At 43.4% G+C, this 20,361-nt stretch carries 15 protein-coding genes; 13 read left to right on the top strand and 2 right to left on the bottom strand.

The genetic code is table 11. The annotated features are described in order from the left end of the window. Positions 1–42: 42 nt before the first annotated feature. Positions 43–1,818, bottom strand: coding sequence for an ABC transporter ATP-binding protein (locus VL525_RS14400; protein WP_325387730.1), 1,776 nt, complete (start codon positions 1,816–1,818; stop codon positions 43–45). Between the two features lie 341 nt (positions 1,819–2,159). On the opposite strand from VL525_RS14400, the gene VL525_RS14395 reads away from it, so the two are divergent. From VL525_RS14395 to VL525_RS14350, 10 genes are read left to right on the top strand one after another with little or no spacing between them, the layout of a single operon-like run. Next, a complete protein-coding gene (locus VL525_RS14395) occupies positions 2,160–4,652 on the top strand; it encodes an SLBB domain-containing protein (RefSeq protein ID WP_325387729.1) in 2,493 nt (830 codons plus the stop codon). A gap of 30 nt (positions 4,653–4,682) precedes the next feature. Continuing rightward, the gene (locus VL525_RS14390) at positions 4,683–5,672 is read left to right on the top strand and encodes a hypothetical protein (RefSeq protein WP_325387728.1); all 990 of its coding nucleotides are present in this window, start codon (positions 4,683–4,685) and stop codon (positions 5,670–5,672) included. Positions 5,673–5,698: 26 nt separating this feature from the next. Continuing rightward, a complete protein-coding gene (locus VL525_RS14385; protein WP_325387727.1) occupies positions 5,699–6,685 on the top strand; it encodes an SDR family oxidoreductase in 987 nt (328 codons plus the stop codon). Between the two features lie 13 nt (positions 6,686–6,698). After that, positions 6,699–7,958 (top strand): lipopolysaccharide biosynthesis protein, encoded by a 1,260-nt coding sequence (locus VL525_RS14380; protein ID WP_325387726.1) that lies wholly within the window; start codon positions 6,699–6,701, stop codon positions 7,956–7,958. Positions 7,959–7,994: 36 nt separating this feature from the next. Continuing rightward, a complete protein-coding gene (locus VL525_RS14375) occupies positions 7,995–8,747 on the top strand; it encodes a class I SAM-dependent methyltransferase (RefSeq protein ID WP_325387725.1) in 753 nt (250 codons plus the stop codon). Continuing rightward, the gene (locus VL525_RS14370; RefSeq protein WP_325387724.1) at positions 8,744–9,613 is read left to right on the top strand and encodes a glycosyltransferase family 2 protein; all 870 of its coding nucleotides are present in this window, start codon (positions 8,744–8,746) and stop codon (positions 9,611–9,613) included. Before VL525_RS14375 ends, VL525_RS14370 begins: the two co-directional genes overlap by 4 nt. Positions 9,614–9,627: 14 nt before the next feature. Beyond that, the gene (gene asnB / locus VL525_RS14365; protein ID WP_325387723.1) at positions 9,628–11,535 is read left to right on the top strand and encodes an asparagine synthase (glutamine-hydrolyzing); all 1,908 of its coding nucleotides are present in this window, start codon (positions 9,628–9,630) and stop codon (positions 11,533–11,535) included. A gap of 10 nt (positions 11,536–11,545) precedes the next feature. Further along, on the top strand, positions 11,546–12,775 hold the full coding sequence (locus tag VL525_RS14360) for a glycosyltransferase (RefSeq protein ID WP_325387722.1): 1,230 nt from the start codon (positions 11,546–11,548) through the stop codon (positions 12,773–12,775). After that, positions 12,772–13,695, top strand: coding sequence for a class I SAM-dependent methyltransferase (locus VL525_RS14355; RefSeq protein ID WP_325387721.1), 924 nt, complete (start codon positions 12,772–12,774; stop codon positions 13,693–13,695). The genes VL525_RS14360 and VL525_RS14355 overlap by 4 nt, the downstream gene beginning before the upstream one ends. Then, a complete protein-coding gene (locus VL525_RS14350; protein ID WP_325387720.1) occupies positions 13,673–14,758 on the top strand; it encodes a glycosyltransferase family 4 protein in 1,086 nt (361 codons plus the stop codon). The genes VL525_RS14355 and VL525_RS14350 overlap by 23 nt, the downstream gene beginning before the upstream one ends. Here VL525_RS14350 and VL525_RS14345 read toward each other — a convergent pair. Then, on the bottom strand, positions 14,753–16,132 hold the full coding sequence (locus tag VL525_RS14345; protein ID WP_325387719.1) for a hypothetical protein: 1,380 nt from the start codon (positions 16,130–16,132) through the stop codon (positions 14,753–14,755). The two genes, VL525_RS14350 and VL525_RS14345, sit on opposite strands and share 6 nt — an antisense overlap. Before the next feature lie 276 nt (positions 16,133–16,408). On the opposite strand from VL525_RS14345, the gene VL525_RS14340 reads away from it, so the two are divergent. Genes VL525_RS14340 through VL525_RS14330 form a run of 3 tightly spaced genes read left to right on the top strand, consistent with a single transcriptional unit; the run spans position 16,409 to position 20,361 of the window. Then, positions 16,409–17,599 carry a glycosyltransferase gene (locus tag VL525_RS14340; RefSeq protein WP_325387718.1) on the top strand — a complete coding sequence of 397 codons (1,191 nt, stop codon included), beginning with the start codon at positions 16,409–16,411 and terminating at the stop codon, positions 17,597–17,599. Between the two features lie 27 nt (positions 17,600–17,626). Beyond that, the gene (locus VL525_RS14335) at positions 17,627–18,574 is read left to right on the top strand and encodes an NAD-dependent epimerase/dehydratase family protein (protein WP_325387717.1); all 948 of its coding nucleotides are present in this window, start codon (positions 17,627–17,629) and stop codon (positions 18,572–18,574) included. Further along, on the top strand, positions 18,571–20,361 hold the full coding sequence (locus tag VL525_RS14330) for a hypothetical protein (protein WP_325387716.1): 1,791 nt from the start codon (positions 18,571–18,573) through the stop codon (positions 20,359–20,361). Before VL525_RS14335 ends, VL525_RS14330 begins: the two co-directional genes overlap by 4 nt.

Genomic DNA, 20,361 nt, shown 5'->3' with positions numbered 1-20,361 from the left:
GGGGCAATTAAAAATTATTATTAAACAGCTTTTGAGAAATTGTCAAAGCTTTTGCCTCGAATACATTTTTTTAAACTCGCCATCCTGTTTAACCAGCGATTCAAAATCGCCTTCCTGGTTAATGCGACCGTCTTTGAGCAGATAAATGTGATCGGCAATTTTCAAATTATATAAGCGGTGGGTCACTACAATTATCATCTGATCTTGCAGGTTTTTTTTCAGGTTCTCAAACACCTCGAATTCAGCGTTAGGGTCAAGTGAACTAGTGGGCTCGTCCAGTATCACCAGGTTTGCATCGCGGTAAAATATCCTGGACAATGCCAGCTTTTGCCACTGGCCGCCGCTTAATTGTTCGCTGTCTTTAAAATACCGGCCTATTCGGGTTTTATAACCGTTCCTCAGCCTCATAATAAAATCATGCGCCTGTGCCAGTTTGGCTGCACGCTCTACATCCTTTTCTAATCTGCTGCTATCATTATCCCCCAGCGTAATATTCTCTTCGATGCTTAAAAAATACTTTTCAAAATCCTGGAACAGGAACACAGTTTTCTTGCGGAAAGCATTTAATTCGATCTGTTCGATATCCGTGCCGTTAATTTGGATATCGCCGCTTTGGGTTTCGTACAACCGCGCCAGCAATTTTATCAACGTGGTTTTCCCCGAACCATTTTCGCCTACCAGGCCGACGATCTTGCCGGGTTTGCATACCATTGATATATCGTCGAGCACCACTTTACTTGTACCCGGGTAAGCGAACGACAGGTTTGATACCGTAAGGCCGGTTTCTGCAGAAGGGAATGGTGCCGTGCTGGCATTCACTTTCGATGTTTTGAGATCTAAAAATGCAAAAAGGTCCCTTAAAAAAAGCCTTTGCTGAAATAGTTGAACAAGAGCCTGCAAAAACCCTTTAGACGATGCCTGTAAACGCTGGAATCCCTGCAGGTAAATGACAAACACACCTAACGTGATTATTTTTTCCCAGGTATATTCGGCGAGCAGTACAAAAACAAAACTCATAGCGATCACTTCGCCCGCTTCAGCTAAAAAATTATACCAGGTAAGTTTAGCGTGAAGCGTGGCCTTTTCATGATGTATGATGGCCCGGATATTCATGAATTTCTTTATGAAGCTATTCCCATAACCGAATACCCGCACTTCCTTGGCAGAGTTAACATTGGTTAATGTTTGGTTCACGTAATTGGCTTCGCGTTCCATCGGTACGAATTTTTTTTCCAATTGCAGCAGCTTAAAACCCGAATACCACTTGGTAACCGCTAATGGTATAAATACAACCATCAGAAAAAGCGCGAACAATGCATGTATGGTAAAGAAGAATCCGACCAGGAATACCAGCGACAGGATATTGACCAGCATGTTGTTAAAGTCTTTAAGTACCTGCGGTATTTTATAGGCTGCTTGCTGCTGGGCTAAATGTAAAGTGTCATGGTATAAAGGGTTCTCGTAGTATTCATAATCCACCTCAATGGCTTTTTGTAATATTTCGCCGGATAATTTATCCGTGATCTTATGCTGATGCCTGACGTCTATAAACGATGAATATTGATTGATGCATACAAGCAAAAGCTGCGCTAACGCATAACCCGCGATAAATGGTAAAACAGGATAAAAGGTGGCATAATGATGCAGGACCGCCTCTATCATGCGTTTCATAAAATATAGCGATGCTATAGGGAGAAGTGCCTGTAAAAGCTGTAGTAAAATGTTAATGCGGCTTACTTTCTTATCTACGGTCCAAAGCAATTCCACCGATCGTTTAAGATCCCGTAAAAAAGCCAGGAAATTATGTTTGAAGCTCAAATGAACCGTGAATTATTTAAATGATAAATGTTTACCCCGGAAGATGCCCGGCAAAAATAAAAATACATATTACTTGCTTACGCATCAATGATGTCAGTCTGGTCAAGCGTTTTACAATCATTTTTTTAATAAAAACGCTGGTTATTCAAAAGAAAGAGTTTTTAAATTAAAATATGTAGTTTAGCTATAATTAATATTGCATTTATGCAATAGTTAATCGCGATGATTTCTTTTTAGCATGTAAAGCAAAATAAAATCGGTTTTGCCTGTGAGTGAAGACATTTAATCGCCGAAATGCATTATAACCCTAAAAACGTCACCTAAAGCTGTTAAAATAACAAATGCATATCCATTGGAAAATAATAACGCTGCTATTTTTTTGTATAACTATCAATATATCGGTTTCCCGGGCCCAGGGAAAACATGCGGCCCAGGCTGCACAGATGTCAGCATCGCAAACGCCGGATATTTTCAATGGATACAGCCTGTCCACGGTTACTGCAGACCAGCTTTCAGATGCTGACGTATCCACCATCAGATCGCGTTTAACCGCAAGCGGAATATCGTACGACCAAGCCGAACAAATTGCATTAAGCAAGGGGATGCCGGCCGCGGAGTGGCAAAAGCTGAAAGCAAGATTACTTGGTACAGCACCTGCCAGGGCCGCGCAAAATGATTCCGCAAATCCCGTCACGGTTGATTCGGTTAAACGGCACCAGGAGAAAGATGACTATTTAACATTTCAGAAACAAAAAATAACCCCCGAGGTATTTGGCGCCTCCCTTTTTACTACAGCGTCGTTATCATTCGAACCCAACCTGCGCATCGCCACCCCTGTCAATTACATTTTAGGCGCCGATGACGAATTGCAGATCAATATATCAGGTTACCAGGAAACTAACATCCGCGTAACGGTACAGCCTGAAGGAACGATCTTTTTACCTCATGTTGGCACGATTTCGGTTGCCGGGCTTACCGTTGAACAAGCTACGTCAAGAATACAGGCGAAGATGGGCCAAAGTGCTTACCCCTCGCTAAAAAGCGGGCAATCAAAACTTGTTATAACACTAAGCAGGATCAAAAGCATACACATCATTATTATAGGGGCTGCCAAGCCCGGTAACTACACAGTTTCATCGCTGGCGACAGTTTTTAATTCGCTGTTTCTGTGCGGCGGGCCGGGTGACATCAATTCATACCGGAACATAGAATTGATACGTAATAACAAAGTTTATAAAACAATAGACCTTTACCAGTTTTTGACCAGGGGCGATCAGCAGGGAAACGTTCCGCTGCAGGAGAATGATGTCATAAATTTCCCTGTTTATAAAGAACGGGTGACCATGACAGGTGAGATAAAAAGGCCGGGGATATTTGAATTGAAAGATAAGGAAACATTGCAGGACCTTTTGTTTTTTGCCGGAGGATTTACCGAACGGGCCTATAAAGCTAGTATTAAGGTTAAACAGGTTACGGATATAGAACGAAAAATAAAAGACCTGCCCAAAACGGAGAACGCTACTTATGAACCGCAAAACGGCGATGAATTTGCGGTTGGTTCTATTTTAAACCGCTTTGAAAATGAAGTGAACATTACAGGAGCAGTTTACAGGCCCGGCGGATTTGAGTTTACGCCGGGGCTAACCATAAGCGGTTTGATAAAACGCGCCGGGGGATTGCAGGAAAACGTATTTACCGGGCGGGCAACTTTAACCCGTACTTATGCCAACGGTACAAAAGAGAACATTACGTTTAACGTAGCAAGCGCGCTGAATGGTGTGAACGATGTTGCGCTTGTTAAGCGTGATTCGATCCATATTGCTTTCGAAAACGATTTCAGGAGTGACTTTAAAGTAACCATTTTAGGGGAGGTAAGGAAGCCGGGGCAATACGCATTTAAACAAAACCTGTCGTTAAAAGATGTTTTGTTTATGGCCGGTGGGGTAACGGATGCAGCCAGTTCTTTTAATATTGAAGTTGGCAGGCGAATAGTGGATCAAAGCCTGCAGGTAAGCGTAGATTCCATTGCCGAAGTATACAATGTTAATATACACGACGGACTTGAAATAGGATCCGATAAATTTGTTTTGCAGCCTTACGACATAGTAACGGTAAGGCGTAACCCGGGTTATACAGAGCAGAAGCGGGTAACGATAAATGGAGAGGTAACTTTTCCCGGGACCTATACGATAGAACTAAAAAATGAACGCGTTAGCAGCCTGATCAAACGTGCGGGCGGCTTATCGCCGCTGGCCTACAAAAAGGGGGTGTTTTTGACCAGGAAAAATACTGATGCGGATATGGCAAACGATCAAAGTATCAAAACGGTTCAGCAAAAAACCGGCGACACAACTACGACCCAGGCCATTGAAGGCGAGAACCGGGCGAATAACAGGATCGCCATAGATCTTGAACAGGTTTTAAAATCTCCTGGCTCACTGGATGACTATATTCTGCAGGATGGAGATATCATACAGGTTTTAAAAGTTGATCCGCTGGTACGCATAAGCGGCGAAGTGCTTTCGCCTACCAAAACAGGTTTTGTTGAGAGTCAATCGTTAAATTACTACCTAACGCAGGCTGGCGGCACAACTGAGAACGCACGGTTGTCAAAGATCTATGTGGTATATCCAAACGGGCATGTGAGCAAAACAAGCAATGGGTTCCTCGGAATGTTCAGATCGTATCCCAAAATTGAAACCGGCGCCGAGATAATTGTACCGCACAAAAAAATAAGGAGAGAGCTTACGACAGGAGAAACGATAGGGCTTACATCTACTATTGTTTCGCTGCTATCGCTTGTAATTATTACGATAACCAATATTCATAAATAAATATAACGGGCATAAGTAAATATTCATTATATGTTCAGCCAGGAACAAATACTCCGTATAATATCAAATGTACTTAAGAAATGGCACTTCTTACTGATCGCTGCCCTTGTAGGCGCGGCAGTCGGTTATATCAGGGTACGAAGTAAATTGCCTGTTTATACGTCTAACATAAGCTTTGTCTTGTCAACGGACCCAAGGCCGAACAGCGGATTATATAATTTAGCGACACAACTCGGGTTTGATGCAATATCCAGCAATCCTGATAATATTTTCTCGGGTGATAATATCATTGAATTATTCAAATCAAGGAAACTGATCGGCGCGGCCTTGTTGTCGGATGTAGATACAAAGCCACGCCAAACCCTGCTCAACCTCATTGCCAGGAAGCAGTTCAAGGACAAATATGCCTCGGTCGGCCCTATAGGAAACGATCTTGATAAGTTCTCGCCTGCCCAGAAAATGTTATACCAGCAAATTATCAGTTTTGTCGAAAAATCCTTTATTGTATTTAAAAAGGATAAAAAACTGATCATTTATATTATCAGCGTCACTTCCACCAATCCCGAGATTACCTATTATACCTCTAAGGTACTATTGGACGAAACTTCCAGGTATTTTATTGAGACCAAGACAAAAGTTTTTGCTTCGGGCGTAAAACTTTTGCAGCATGAGGCCGATAGCCTGGCAAACGTACTGAGTGGTATCTTTTCCTCCACGGCCTCTATGAATGACCGTACTTATGACCTTAACCCGGCCATTACCGTTCAGCGATCAGGGTCAATGTTTAACCAGGCGAAAGCAGCAGCCTATGATGCTGCTTATATAGAAGTGATGCGCAACCTCGAGATAGCAAAGGTTAATCTGCAAAAAGAAACGCCGTTGTACCGGGTGATAGACGAAACGGACCTCCCCCTGATACCGCAGAAAGACAGCATGATAAGGCACATAGCTATAACTACCCTGATAGGGTTGCTATTTATGGCTGTCCTGCTTGGCGTGGATGAATTATTAAAAAACTAAACTTTATCTGTGAAAAACCTATCGACATGTATGAGAACCAATACCATGATACAGATTTAAGCCGGTACAGTTTCCTGGTGACAGGCGGAGCAGGGTTCATCGGCTCGAACCTGGTGAAATATTTGCTAAAATATAAAGCCGGAAAGGTGCGTGTGCTGGATAATTTTCTGACCGGTTACCGCCGGAATATTGAGCCTTTTTTGGATGATCCGGCATTTGAGCTGATAGAAGGGGATATCAGGGACATTGAAACTTGTAAAAAAGCGGTCGCCGGAATAGACTATGTGACCCACCAGGCCGCATTGGGATCAGTTCCGCGTTCAATAAACGACCCACTCACTACCAACGCAGTCAATATTTCCGGGTTTTTGAACATGATCTATGCCGTAAAGGATAGCGGAAATATTAAGCGCTTTATTTATGCTGCATCCTCATCGACCTACGGCAACAGCCAGGAGTTACCAAAAATTGAAGGCCGTATTGGGAAACCACTTTCCCCTTATGCGGTAACCAAATATGTTAATGAGTTATATGCCGATCTTTTTTCAAGGGGCTATGGGCTACCATCCATCGGACTGCGCTACTTTAATATTTTTGGCCCCGGGCAAAGCCCTGAAAGCGAATATGCAGCGGCAATTCCCAAATTTATATTGGCAGCAAAATCGGGCAAGGCGCCTATGATCAACGGCGACGGGGAACAAACAAGGGATTTTACCTTTGTGGAAAATGCCGTTCAGGCCAATATCAGGGCCTTTTTTATTGGTGATATACCCCCGGAAGACAGCGTATATAATATCGCTTGTGGTAACCAAACATCGCTAAACCAACTTTGGCAGGAGATCACCAACGTTTTAAACGTACAAATAGAACCGACGTATCGGGAAAGCCAGAAAGGTGACGTGCGGAATAGCCTGGCTAACATTGATAAGGCTGGCAGCATATTAGGATATAAACCATTGATCGGCTTTAAAGAAGGGATCAGGACTACGATAGAGGCCTTTAATTATCAATAATATTTAAACGGAATTGAGCTTTTACAAATCATTTGGCATATATACAATTTGTGGTTTGGCTGCCAAAGGCATTTCGTTTTTTCTATTACCATTTTTTACCCACTATCTTTCACAAAGCGAATACGGCATCATCGTTATATTTTCTAATTCAATCTATTTTATAGCTCCGCTAATGAATATGGGCATTGGGGAAACCTTTACAGTAGAATATGCCTCTATCGACAAAAAGCAGTTGACAAGTTTTGTAAGCACCTCCCTTACCATCCCTGTTTTGGTACTTTTAATTGTGCTTCTGATCGTTATAGCTTTTCATGACTTTTTCTTCAGGCTCACCGGCCTAACAACGCCGGTGCAGTATATTGTCTGTTTCTTCAGCTTCTCCAATTTTTTCAGCGATTACCTGTTTACTGTATTAAGAAATAAAAACAAACCTTTGAGTTTTGGCATGCTTGCCATTTTAAAAACGGTGTTAGAATTAGCACTGGCGGTACTGTTTATACGCTTTCTAAAAATGGGATATATGGGCAGGGTGCAAAGTATGTTTATAAGCACGGCTGTTGTATTTATTGTTACGCTTTTTTATTTCATCAAAAGCGGCTTGCTTACTTTCAGTTATAGCAAAAGCTGGGCTACACTCATACTGAAAAGAGGTTTCCCGGCCATTCCTTTGTTTTTTATGGTGTTCGTTTTATATAATACGGATAAGTATATGATCAACTATTTTTTTGGCCCGGCAAGGGCCGGGCTATATGGTTTAGCCGCGCAATTTGCATTTATCATCACCATGCTCAGTTCGGCATTCATTACGCCTTTTTATCCATTTTTATATGATAGCCTGAACAATGGAAATCTTCGGAAAGTGGTGATTGTAACAAGCAGTTATATGCTGCTGCTTGGCATCACCGGTTTGGCAATATACCTGCTTGCACCTATAGGTTTCAGATATTTTATAGCCCCTAAATTTTACCCGTCGTTATATTATTTACCCTTTCTTATCGTTGGGCAGTTTTTTTACAGTGCCTACATGATACTCGGTGGTTTGGTTTACTATAAAAGGCAAAATAATGTCTATTATTTCATTGCACCGATGGTCATATTGTTCACTATAGCTATTAATTATTATTTGCTGAGTACTTTAAAGATCAGCCAGTTTGCCTACACTTCGGCGCTTTCATATTTGTTTTGCTTTATCGTTCTAGCATTTTTTTACCGGCGCGAAGTCAGGAAAGGGCTGGTAATGTTATCCCGGTCTGGCTTTAAATTCATAAATTGAATATAAGCCGGGAATGATCATCCAAAATGTGCTATAATGTCGGTAGAACGCCACTTATTTAATGAAATTACGCCGTGGACAGGCGAGCATATTCACCGGTACATGGAAGCAGCCCGCTACATCAGTGAGGGCGACGTAATACTCGACCTTGCATGCGGGTCGGGTTATGGAGCCGATATTTTAAGCCGCGTGGAAAATACGAGGGTTTACGCAGGCGATATTGACCCAGGTGTAATATCGGCTTGCCAGAATAACTGGAAGGATAATATATCGTTAAATTTCGAAGTAATGGATGCAACGGATCTTCGGTTTGACAATGCTTTCTTTAACGCCATTGTATCACTGGAAACCATCGAGCATTTGACGGCATACAGAAGAATGGTGTCGGAGTTCAGCCGGGTGATCAAGCCCGGTGGCACCGTGATCATATCTACGCCGAACATAAAAGTATCCAGCCCGGATGGTAACATCCTCAATCCGTTTCATACACAGGAGTTTACTTACCAGGAACTAAGCGATCTGCTGAAGCCTGAATTTGCAGGGGTTAGCATTTACGGGCAAAAGTATATAAGATACTCCGGAGAAAGACGAAGCCCGGGTATGCACAGTACCGAGAAGATACTGCTTGCGCGGGGAATTAGAAAATTGCCATATAAGTTGCGCAACGGGATTTTCAGAACAGTATTTGGCGCATCATTATATCCAACAGCCGTTGATTACAGGATGTTTTCGGACAGGGAATTTATAGAAGAGAATTGTCATGTATTATTTGCCGTGTGTCGAAAATGAAAATTACCCCGAAAGTAAGCATAGTTATCCCGGTTTATAACGGCAGTAAATACCTTCGGCAGACGGTTAATTCTGTTCTTGCACAAGACCTTGCTGAATTTGAGGTTTTGATCATAGATGATGGCAGCACGGATGACACAGCGGGAATAGCGATAGAACTGAAGGAGAAAGATAACAGGATAGAACTTTTTTGGGAAAAAAATTCGGGCGTTTCGGCTGCGCGGAATTTTGGATTGGAAAGGGCGCGGGGCGAGTTCGTAGTGTTCCTCGATGCCGATGATGTGTTAGGGGCCGATTTTCTCAGGTCGCGCGTGGAAGCATTGAGGGTGGATAGCAGCGCCGGCGTATGTGGTTCCCTCATCGGGTTCATTGATGAAAATGGAGAACGTATTGATCAGTCCATCACATTGCGGGCACCGACTGATAAAATGCTGGAAGAAATATTGTTTTATAAAACTGGCGTTGCAACCATACCGTCAAACCTGGTGTTCAGGAAACAGGTGCTCGCCGCTAATAACATTTTATTTGATACGCGCCTCCACAGCAGTGCCGACAGGTTATCGCTGTGCAGGGTCGCTTTGGTTTCAAAATGCATCTCGTTACCTTGCCAAAATATCTTTTACCGTGTTCACGGCGGTAGTATGTACCATGGTGCCGGCAACGTAAGCAAGATTTTTAAGGATAATGAATTATTTATCACTATTTTAATAAGTGAACATATTGTGCCCGAAAAACTGATGGGTGAGTTTTTGAAAAGAAATTACTATATGCTTAGTGGCGCCGCTATGAAGGCAGGTGACTATGCAGCCTCCATTCGGTACGCCTTCAAATACGGGTCGGCCACGATTAAATATTTAACGAAATAAACAGCTGCTTTACAATGTGTGGCATAACCGGTTTTGTTGATTTTAATAATAACAGTGACGAAGCCATCCTGGCTGGAATGACCTATTCCCTTGCCAGCCGGGGGCCAGACGGGCAGGGCGTGTCGCTTCAGCAGCTAAATAACTGCCAGGTTGGGTTCGGGCACCGGCGCCTTTCTGTGATCGATCTGAGCGCATCAGCCAATCAACCGATGGAATATGATGGCCTTCAAATCATTTTTAATGGTGAGATATATAATTATAATGAGATACGGGATAAACTAATTGCGCTTGGCCACCGGTTTAAAACACATTCAGACACAGAAGTTATATTGCATGCCTGGCGCGAATGGGGCGAGCAAAGCATTGACCAATGGCGTGGCATGTTTGCTATTGTTTTGTATGACAACAAGACGAACGAACTGGTGTGCATAAGAGACAGAGCCGGCGTAAAGCCGTTGTTCTATTATTTTCATAACGGTCTCTTCTTATTTGGATCCGAATTAAAATCGTTGTTGAAGCATCCCGGGTTTGAGAAGATTATTGACCCGGATGCGGTCGCTTCCTACCTGGTTTACGGATACGTTTCGTGGCCAAACTGCATCTATAAACACACCAAAAAATTATCTCCCGGTCATATCCTCCGTTTCGATCTTCGATCGAAGTCTATCAAAACTAAGGCTTACTGGAGTGTTTATGACTGTTATAACCAGCCCAGGCTTTCCATCCCTTTACCCGAAGCCATCGAAGAAACCGAACGGGTACTTTCAGCATCATTCCAATACCGGATGGTGGCCGATGTGCCTGTTGGGGTTTTCCTGAGCGGCGGTTATGACAGTACCTGCGTTACTGCGCTTTTGCAAAAAGAAAGTACAGCACGACTGAAAACATTTACCATAGGCAGTATTGATGACCAGCTTGATGAAGCGCCGTTTGCCAAACAGGTTGCATCCCGATTGGGCACTGACCATACCGAATATTATTGTTCGGCAAAAGAAGCTTTGGATATTATCCCCGACCTGCCCTATTATTACGACGAACCCTTTGCCGACAGCAGTGCCATACCGACGATCCTGGTGAGCAGAATGGCCAGGAAACAGGTTACCGTTGCCCTTTCGGCCGACGCAGGCGACGAGATATTCGCCGGGTATAACCGTTACGATTATGTGTCGAGATATGGTGAAAAGATCGCAAGGATACCAGGGCCTTTTCGAAAGACATTGTCCTATATAATGGATCGCGTTTCTTCCGAGCACATACCTTATCTCAGAAGTTCGTATAATTTTCACGGGCGTTACCACAAACTCAAAAATATTTTGCGGGACCCATCCCCTGGTGAACTGCTTAAAAATCTGACCCAGGTATTTACCGAACAGGAAATAACACAACTATTTAATAAACCGGTAAAACAATTAGATACGGCGCACAACGCCGGAAAACTTATTGAAGGTTATGATGACCTGTCGTATATGATGGTTGTTGATTACCAGACCTACATGGTTGATGATATCTTGCAGAAAGTAGACAGAGCCACCATGAGCATTGGCCTTGAGGGTCGTGAGCCGTTTTTGGACCAGCACATTATTGAATGGGCAGCTAAATTGCCAACCGGATACAAATATCATCAAAAACAGAAAAAGTATATTCTTAAGCAGATCGTCCATAAATATGTTCCGGAGAAGCTAATGGACAGGCCCAAAATGGGTTTTGCTATTCCCGTAGAAAAATGGCTTGCGGGAGAACTAAAACCACTCGTTGCAGCTTTTATTAACGAGGAAAGTTTAAAGGAACACGGACTGTTTAATACAGGTGTAGTAATCGACCTGTTGAAAAAGTTTTATTCAGGAAACAAGGAGAAGCACTTGCAGGTGTGGTACCTGCTGATGTTTCAGATGTGGTACGCTCAATGGATGAGAAATAACTGATTGCAATAAGATGAGCGATAGAAAAAACGTTTTGTATCTTTCCTATGATGGCATGACCGACTCGCTGGGGCAGTCGCAGGTTATTCCGTACCTGGCCGGGCTGGCAAAAAAAGGGTTTTCTTTTACCATACTAAGCTTTGAAAAGAAGGATAGATACAAAAAAAACAGCAAGGATATAAAGGCTATGCTGGACAGCGAAGGCATCAGCTGGCACCCGTTGATCTATACCAAATCACCGCCTGTACTTTCCACCCTGTATGATTACGTCAGGATGAAAAGTATAGCAGCATCGCTTCACCGCAAGATAAGTTTCGATCTCATCCACTGCCGCAGCTACATCCCGGCCCTTGCCGGCATAGCATTAAACCGCAGATTCGGAATACCCTTTATTTTTGATATGCGCGGCTTTTGGGCCGACGAGCGCGTGGATGGCGGATTGTGGGATATTAAAAACCAGGTGTTCAAATTTATTTACCGATATTTTAAAAGAAAGGAACTTGAATTCGTAAACCGTTCGGCGGCCATTGTAAGCCTTACTAATGCCGGTAAAAATGAGATATTGAACTGGAAGGGTATTGAAATAAATGCCGGTAAGATAGCAGTTATTCCCTGCTGTGTGGACACCGGGCTCTTCGATATAAAAAAAATACCGCCGGCCGAAAAACTGCGCATGATGCAGTCACTTAACCTGGAACCCAGCAACCTTGTTCTCGGCTACCTTGGAAGTATTGGTACCTGGTATTTGCTGGACGAAATGCTCCTTTTTTTTTCATCGTTAAAAAAGAGTCAGCCTTCCGCAAAATTTTTGTTTGTAACGCACGACGATCCAGGGGATATTATCCTTAAAGCGCGCCAAAATCAAATAGACAGCAGTGATGTCATTATCACCACGGCAGACCGGCGCGACGTGCCGCTGATGATCAGTTTGTTTAACTATGGAATATTCTTCATTAAGCCGTCGTACAGTAAAACAGCGAGCAGCCCGACCAAGCAGGGAGAAATTATGGCAATGGGTGTACCGGTGATATGTAACGATGGTATAGGCGATAGCAGCAGGATAGTTGAACAATATCATTCGGGACTTGTTGTTGACCTGCCCGACTACGTTGCCGCTGTAGCACATCTGGCCGCTGGTACTGCATACGATAGAGCGTTGATCAGGGAAGGTGCACTGGATTATTTCTCTTTGGATGAAGGGGTAAGGAAATACCTGGATATTTATAATAAGGTGACGAAATGATGGGATTCGGGATGGACGCAATACCTTTTATAACTGAACCGGTTAGCACTACTCAGGTTGATGGCTTGCCAATATATAACTTTGGTATTGGGCACTCAAACAATATCGATGCAGCTACCGTCGAATCGTTTGGACTGGAATGGACAAAATTTAACCATTTTACCGATTGTGAGATAGAAGACATAGCGTCCAGGCATTATTTTGATATTGTTAAACCAGAATGGACCGAAAACAAGCGGGTGCTCGATGTTGGCTGTGGAACGGGCAGATGGACTAGGTTTGTTGCTGCCCGCGCCTTGACAGTCGACGCCGTGGATCCGAGTGACGCGGTGGAAACAGCGTCGAAATTCCTTGCAGATCGCAGCAATGTGAGGCTGTCACGCGCTGCTGTGGATGAACTTCCATTCGCAGATACCAGTTTCGACTTTGTATTCAGTCTCGGTGTATTGCACCATATCCCGGATACGTCACTAGCCATGAAGCAATGCGTTAGTAAACTGAAGCAGGGCGGTTTTTTTTTGGTATATCTTTATTACAGCTTTGACAACAAGGGTCCGGTGTTCAAGTTTTTATTCCGTGTGTCGAATGGGGTCAGAAAAATCATCTCGGGACTAAATGAGGGGGCTAAAAATATTTTATGTGACATCATTGCGGTAACCGTATATCTGCCCCTGGTGTTTACAGGCTGGTGCTTCAAAAAGGCAGGGCTAAGTAAACTTGCACAGCAAATGCCGTTGCATTTTTATATTGGTAAAACTTTTAACGTTATCAGGAATGATGCGCGTGACAGGTTTGGAACCCCTTTAGAGCAGCGCTTTACAAAAAATGAGATCAGGTTGATGATGGAAGATTCCGGATTGACCGATATTATATTTTCAGATAAAGAACCTTATTGGCATGCCGTCGGAAAAAAGGAATAAAAGAATATTAGTGCTATGCCCCTATCCCATGGGATGTGCGCCAGGGCAACGGCTCAAATTTGAGCAGTATTACGATAGTTGGCGTGCAAACGGTTTTGAGGTGGAGGTTTCGCCTTTTATGTCTGACGAGATGCAAAAGATAGTTTACAAAAAAGGCCATTTATTTGCAAAGATCGCCGGCACCATTCGGGGATATCTTCGCAGGTACAGGGACCTTGTCAGGGTTGGGAAGTACGATATCGTGTATGTATTTCTTTGGATCACGCCATTTGGCCCCGCAATCACCGAATGGCTAATCCGGGCGAGGGCAAAAAAAATGGTTTACGATATAGACGACCTGGTTTATATGGGCCGGACGAGCCGTTACAACAAGTTTATCAGGTTTTTGAAATCGGCTTCAAAAATAAATTTTTTGATTAAGCGGAGCGACCATGTTTTGGTTAGTACCGATGAGTTGAGTTCGTATTCGGCCAGGTTTAACAAGAACCTGAGTATGATACCTGCCACCATCGACATTAAGAAATACCCTTATCCCAAAAAACTTATGCCTGGCACGGTGGTCATCGGTTGGAGCGGAAGCCAAACCACAAGCAAATACCTGCATTTGATAGACCCGGTACTCAAATATCTCAAAGCGAACTACGACGTCAGAATTATGGTGATGGGCGATGACGATTTTGAACTGGCGGGGGTAGATATCGAACTTTTGCACTGGACAGCCGAAAGCGAAATAACTAACCTGCAGAAATTCGACATCGGCCTGCATCCTTTGCCTGATGAGCAATGGGCTTATGGAAAAAGCGGAGGTAAATTGGTACAGTATATGGCGGCCGGTATTCCTATTGTGGCCACGGCTCTGGGTCCGAATTTCAAAGTTATCCAGGATGGTTATAACGGGTTCCTGGTAACGGGGGAGCAGGAGTGGATAGAGCGCCTTGTTCTTTTGATCACAGACCATGAATTAAGGAAAAAGATGGGAGAAAATTCGCGCAGATTTGCTGCGGAAAACAGTTCGGTTGAAGCTAATGCCGGCAAGTATCTCGCTGTTTTCGACAAGTTATGATCCCGGTTGGACTTCAACAGCGACTTCGTTGCCGGCGACAGTGGCCGATGCAGGAGCAGGTCTGTCCTTAAACAGCAGCACCAGCACAAACACCATAAAAAAGGGTGTCCCCGGAATGCGGTAGCGGGAAAGCGAGCCAAAGTTATAAGTGGACACGCCCACGATGAAAGAAAACGCCAGCACAAAAAGCAGGCACATGATCAGGGTTGGATCGGTAATGATATTTTTGACTGTTTTAAATATATTCCTGCGTACCAATAGGTACAACGTCAATAACAACATCCCAAGCGATTCGAAGGAATTGAAAAATTCCATTATGCTCCGCGATTCCCACACAAACGGCCTGAATAGGGTTACATTCACAGCCGGCCAGAATTTGCTCAGGATACTGCCTAACGTAGGGTCAAAATCGCCCAGGTCGTATGCCGAGCCGTCAGATAGCAGCGAAACCTGCAATAAATAATCCTTTTGCCTTTTTATAGTTTCCAGGGTGGTTTGCACGGCCTCGGCAGATACGCGATGCGATACGCGACGCACTATAAAGAACAGGCTTATGGTTATAATGGCCATCACTATATAATAGGGCAGCCTGCTTTCATAGTAATTTGACAGTTGTTTTCGGTAAACCAGCAGGGTTTTAAGAAAAACAAGCGGTAGTAAAATGATGAGTATATAAGCCTTTATAAGTATTAGCAGCATAACCGAGACCGACAGAAGCAAAACCAGTGATATTTTAAACTCCCGTCTTTCAAATAACACGTAGATGCAATACACCAGGCAACCTATGGCAAAAAGACAAAAACTATCTTTAAATAATCCTGACCCCCAGATAACGGGTCCCGGCATAAATAACACCGCAATGGCTATATACTTGACCAGGTTGGGATATTGCCGCGCAAATTGTACAAATAATAACCAGCTACCAATAAACGATAGCGAAGCGACAATCACATTAATAACAAGATATTTTGTAAAACAAAAGATCCCGATGAATGCACCGATGCATGAAGTGGTATAAGCCGGAATGTCATCATACCAATACATATCGGATAGCGCTTTGGATGCTACCAGGTTATTGCCGTCCACCCGGTGAGTGATAAGTGAAAACCACGCATGGGGAGATCGCATAAACGTGGAATTAATGATCTGCGAGTGGTAAAAAAAGTTAAAGGTATCGCCACCGCTGTAATAATAATTATATATTAGTCCTATGGATATTGCCCCGGCAATTTTTACCGTAAGCCCGGGTATGAAATAGGTATGATACGGATGGCCCCGGGGGTAATATTTATTGCGGTAGAAATAGGCTATTTTATAGATAAGCCAAAGGTAGAACGGTAACAGCAAATAATCGGTCAAAGTAATTTCCGCCATGTTTGTTCTAAAAATCCTTGTTCGTTGTTATTGGTGAACCTGTACTGTGCAAATACCGATTATAACTGATTTGCGGGCTATTCATTTTCAAAAGAAGAATTTTCTACTGATTTACGAAGAAAAAATTACTAACTGAAACAAATAAGCAATTTTAATTATTAATATTGTATTCGTGCACGGTATTTAACTAATATATTTTTATTTCAATTTTTTTAACCAATAGATTAAGTGCACGAAAACCTAATACCCTGTTTATCTATTTAAACTTTTATTACAATGCCCCGGATTTTGCGCATCCTTAACCGTCTGAATATTGGGGGACCGACCTATAACGTAGCGTACCTGTCAAGGTACCTCGACCCGTCCTTTCAAACTATGGTACTGGCAGGGAACAGAGAACCTTATGAAGGGAATTCGGATTATATTTTGAAGGACCTTGGGGTGGATTTTGATTACGTTCCTGGCATGAACAGGAGCATCAATTTCCGGAAGGATATGCGGGCATACCGGTATATCTATAATATGATCGGGACTGAAAAGCCTGATATCGTACACACGCATGCAGCGAAGGCCGGTGTACTGGGCCGGCTGGCAGCTTACCGAAGTTCCGGAAGACCGAGGGCCATTGTACATACTTATCATGGAAATGTTTTTGACGGGTATTTTTCGCCTGTCAAAACAAAAATATTTTTGAGCATTGAGCGCTACCTGTGCAGTGTAAGTAGTGCCATTGTAGCCATAAGCGAAAAGCAGAAGGACGACCTGGTAAATAAATACAAAATTGCGCCTGCACATAAGGTGCACGTTATAAAATTGGGTTTCGACCTGCGGCGATTTACTGAGCATAAAGAAGAAAAAAGGACAGCTTTCAGGCAGTTTTACGGAATTGGCCAGGATGAAGCGGTGATCGTTATCACCGGCAGGCTTACTGCCATCAAAAACCACTCGCTGCTTGTCGAATCGCTCAGGCTAATAAGGCGTCAGGCGCCGGAACTTAAATTTAAAGTATTTGTAGTAGGCGACGGTGAACGGCTTGACGCGATTATAGCCATGAGCCGGGATAACGGATTTAGTGTTTGTGTACCAGGTGACGACAACTATGAGGCGGAAATCATTTTTACATCGTGGCGAAAGGATATAGATGTAATTAATGCCGGCGCAGACATTGTAGCGCTCACCTCTTTAAATGAGGGCACGCCGGTAAGTATCATCGAAGCACAGGCAACGGCAACGGCGGTAATGTGTACCGATGTGGGAGGTGTAAAGGATGTGGTAAATGATGGATTTAACGGGCTTTTAAGTGACGTCAGCCCGGCTATGTTTGCCGAAAAACTGAAACAGCTTATTGTCAATCCTGAATTGAGGGAAAAACTGGCATTAAATGGGAAACAGTCGGCCCTGGAAAATTACTCATACCACCGCCTGGTGAAGGAAACGGAGGATCTGTATAATTATTTATTAAGCTAAATGAAATTTTAAAGACCTGGTTGCATTATGAAAAGGATACTGATTACCGGAGGCGCCGGCAATGTTGGCAGCACGCTCGCAAGCAAGTTGGTGCAAAACAAAGATTATCATGTTGTCGTAACTGATAATTTGCTTACAGGATCGGTACATAACCTGCCCGTGGGCGATGATAACTTCTCCTTCATAAAATGCGACGTTAATAACTACCACGATCTGTCAGCAGTAATGCTCGGTTTCAGGTTTGATTATGTGTTTCACTATGCGGCGCTGGTCGGGGTAAAACGGACGCTGAATAACCCGATGAAGGTTTTAGAGGATATAGAAGGTATCAAAAACATTCTGAATCTTTCAAAAAATACCGGCGTTAAACGCATATTCTACTCATCTTCTTCGGAGGTGTATGGCGAACCCGTTGAATTTCCACAGAATGAAGATACTACGCCTTTGAATTCGCGCCTGCCTTATGCTATTGTTAAAAATGTAGGCGAAGCGTTTTTCAGGTCTTATCAAAAGGAATTTGGTCTTGATTTTACCATATTCAGGTTTTTTAATACTTATGGCCCTAAACAAAGCACCGATTTTGTGGTGACTAAGTTTATCGACCTGGCTTTGAAAAACCAGGACATCCCGATCTATGGCGATGGGCATCAAACCCGCACTTTCCTGTATATCGATGACAACGTTGATGCTACCGTCAAAATTTTTGAACATGGGTCAAGTATAAATGAGGTTGTCAATATCGGCAACGCGCTGGAGATCAGGATAGTCGATCTTGCCCGGAAGATAATTAATATAACGGGTTCATCCTCTTCTATCGTGCATCTCGATCCGCTGAAAGAAGGCGACATGACCCGCCGCCAGCCGGATAATTCAAAAATGCTTCATATACTTAACCGGCGCCTTGTGAATATTGACGAAGGAATTGAAAGGATATTGAACATAAAATATAAACTGGATAGTAAGATGACTGTATGATACCTCCGTTGCTGAAACCGATCATCGCAGGCCTGGTAGCTCTTGCTTCCTGTTTGGCTATTACACCCTTGGTTATCAAACTGGCCAATAGTAAAGGGTGGGTGGTAAAACCCAGGAGCGACCGGTGGCACCAGAAACCGACTGCCTTAATGGGCGGTATCGCTATTTTTTCTGCCTATAGTATTGCCCTTTTCAGTTCAGGCGCCGGGCATATCAACTGGATGCTTTATTCCGCTTCGTCTGTCATGTTTCTGACCGGTCTTATCGATGATATTTGGGAAATAAAACCTGTTATTAAGATCGTGGTACAAATCTTTTGCTCATTTATCCTGATCTACTACGGATTTAATTTTGGAGGGGGATTATTAAGCTGGGCCGGAATCCCGCTGACTTTTATATGGGTTATGGGGATAACCAATGCCGTTAATTTATTGGATAATATGGATGGCCTGGCGGCAGGCATTTCGGCCATTGTGGCCCTGATAACGGGTATTTTAACCTACCTGAACGGAGAGACAAACCTTGCTATACCAGGTTTTGCCATAGCCGGGGCAGCGATAGGCTTTTTGGTTTATAATTTTAAGCCCGCCAGGATATTTATGGGCGATTCGGGGAGCCTTTTCCTTGGATTCTCTCTCTCCTACCTTAGCATCGCGGTTCAATATAAAATGGGGTCTTCATCAGCAGTTTGGGTACTGTTTATACCCATTAGCTTAATGGCCATACCCATTATGGACACCACGTTGGTAACCATCAAGCGCATTTTGGCCGGGCGCAGGATAGACCAGGGAGGCCGCGACCATACATCGCACCGGCTGGTAGCCCTGGGCCTGAGCGAAAAACAGGCTGTGCTCACACTTTATGGCATCAGTATGCTATGGGGGGTGCTATGCCTGCTTATGTATAAAACCCAGGTAAACAACCTGCTTTTATGTATCCTGCTGGTAGCGGTTAGTTCAGTTATCTTCTCGGTACTACTGTCCAAGGTTAAGGTTTATAATGAAACGGAGGAAACGCTAACTTACCGGCGGTTACGAGGAAAAGACGCGGGGAGCAATTTAGTATTGCGCTTTTTCTTGTCGCAAAAAAAATTGATCGTTGGCGTTATTACCGATATCCTTATCATTTACGCATCTTTCCTTATAGCAAAAAACACCCTGCACGTTAGCGTGAAGGATGACGACATTATACTTGCGACTTTTATTTGTGTTAAGATATCGGTATTGTATATCACCCGGCTCTACTACCGGATATGGCGATATATGGAAGTAATAGAAGTGGCGGCTTACTTTATGTTTATTTTTCTGGCCAGCGCAGTGTTGGCAGGAATACTCTTTTTCAAAGGCAAGTTCGGTATCTATACTCCTTATTTCTTTATGGTCGATTTCCTGCTGAGTGCAACCGGGATTGTTTTTTCGCGGTTATTCTACAGGTGGGTAAATGAACTGATCAGCAGAAACAGGAGCGCAAAGAAAAAAGTTATTATCTATGGGGCTGGTGATGGCGGGTATTTGCTGATAAAGGAGTTGCTGCAAAATCACAAACATGAGTTGAGACCCGTTGGCTGGATAGACGATGATGAGACTAAGCACAATATGTACCTGTACGGGTATAAAATTTATGGCGGTAAAAGTAATCTTGCCAATATCTGTGAAAAATTAAAACCTGATCTTGTACTCATCTCGACCAATTCCATAAGCGTGAAAGATGAGTTGGAGATAAAGGAATTATTGGAGGAGCAAAATATCGACCTCGGCAGGTTTAATATGCAGCTTTCGTTTATTTAA

Source organism: Mucilaginibacter sp. (genome assembly GCF_035492695.1).
Classification (GTDB): domain Bacteria; phylum Bacteroidota; class Bacteroidia; order Sphingobacteriales; family Sphingobacteriaceae; genus Mucilaginibacter.
Note: the sequence above shows the minus strand (reverse complement) of the source record. Positions and strands in the feature narration are given on the sequence as shown.

Bases quoted from the DNA above. Each gene is read 5' to 3' on its own strand.
- VL525_RS14395 (WP_325387729.1), top strand. From the start codon at position 2,160: ATGCATATCCATTGGAAAATAATAACGCTGCTATTTTTTTGTATAACT.
- VL525_RS14390 (WP_325387728.1), top strand. From the start codon at position 4,683: ATGTTCAGCCAGGAACAAATACTCCGTATAATATCAAATGTACTTAAG.
- VL525_RS14385 (WP_325387727.1), top strand. From the start codon at position 5,699: ATGTATGAGAACCAATACCATGATACAGATTTAAGCCGGTACAGTTTC.
- VL525_RS14375 (WP_325387725.1), top strand. From the start codon at position 7,995: ATGTCGGTAGAACGCCACTTATTTAATGAAATTACGCCGTGGACAGGC.
- VL525_RS14370 (WP_325387724.1), top strand. From the start codon at position 8,744: ATGAAAATTACCCCGAAAGTAAGCATAGTTATCCCGGTTTATAACGGC.
- asnB (WP_325387723.1), top strand. From the start codon at position 9,628: ATGTGTGGCATAACCGGTTTTGTTGATTTTAATAATAACAGTGACGAA.
- VL525_RS14360 (WP_325387722.1), top strand. From the start codon at position 11,546: ATGAGCGATAGAAAAAACGTTTTGTATCTTTCCTATGATGGCATGACC.
- VL525_RS14355 (WP_325387721.1), top strand. From the start codon at position 12,772: ATGATGGGATTCGGGATGGACGCAATACCTTTTATAACTGAACCGGTT.
- VL525_RS14350 (WP_325387720.1), top strand. From the start codon at position 13,673: ATGCCGTCGGAAAAAAGGAATAAAAGAATATTAGTGCTATGCCCCTAT.
- VL525_RS14345 (WP_325387719.1), bottom strand. From the start codon at position 16,132: ATGGCGGAAATTACTTTGACCGATTATTTGCTGTTACCGTTCTACCTT.
- VL525_RS14340 (WP_325387718.1), top strand. From the start codon at position 16,409: ATGCCCCGGATTTTGCGCATCCTTAACCGTCTGAATATTGGGGGACCG.
- VL525_RS14335 (WP_325387717.1), top strand. From the start codon at position 17,627: ATGAAAAGGATACTGATTACCGGAGGCGCCGGCAATGTTGGCAGCACG.
- VL525_RS14330 (WP_325387716.1), top strand. From the start codon at position 18,571: ATGATACCTCCGTTGCTGAAACCGATCATCGCAGGCCTGGTAGCTCTT.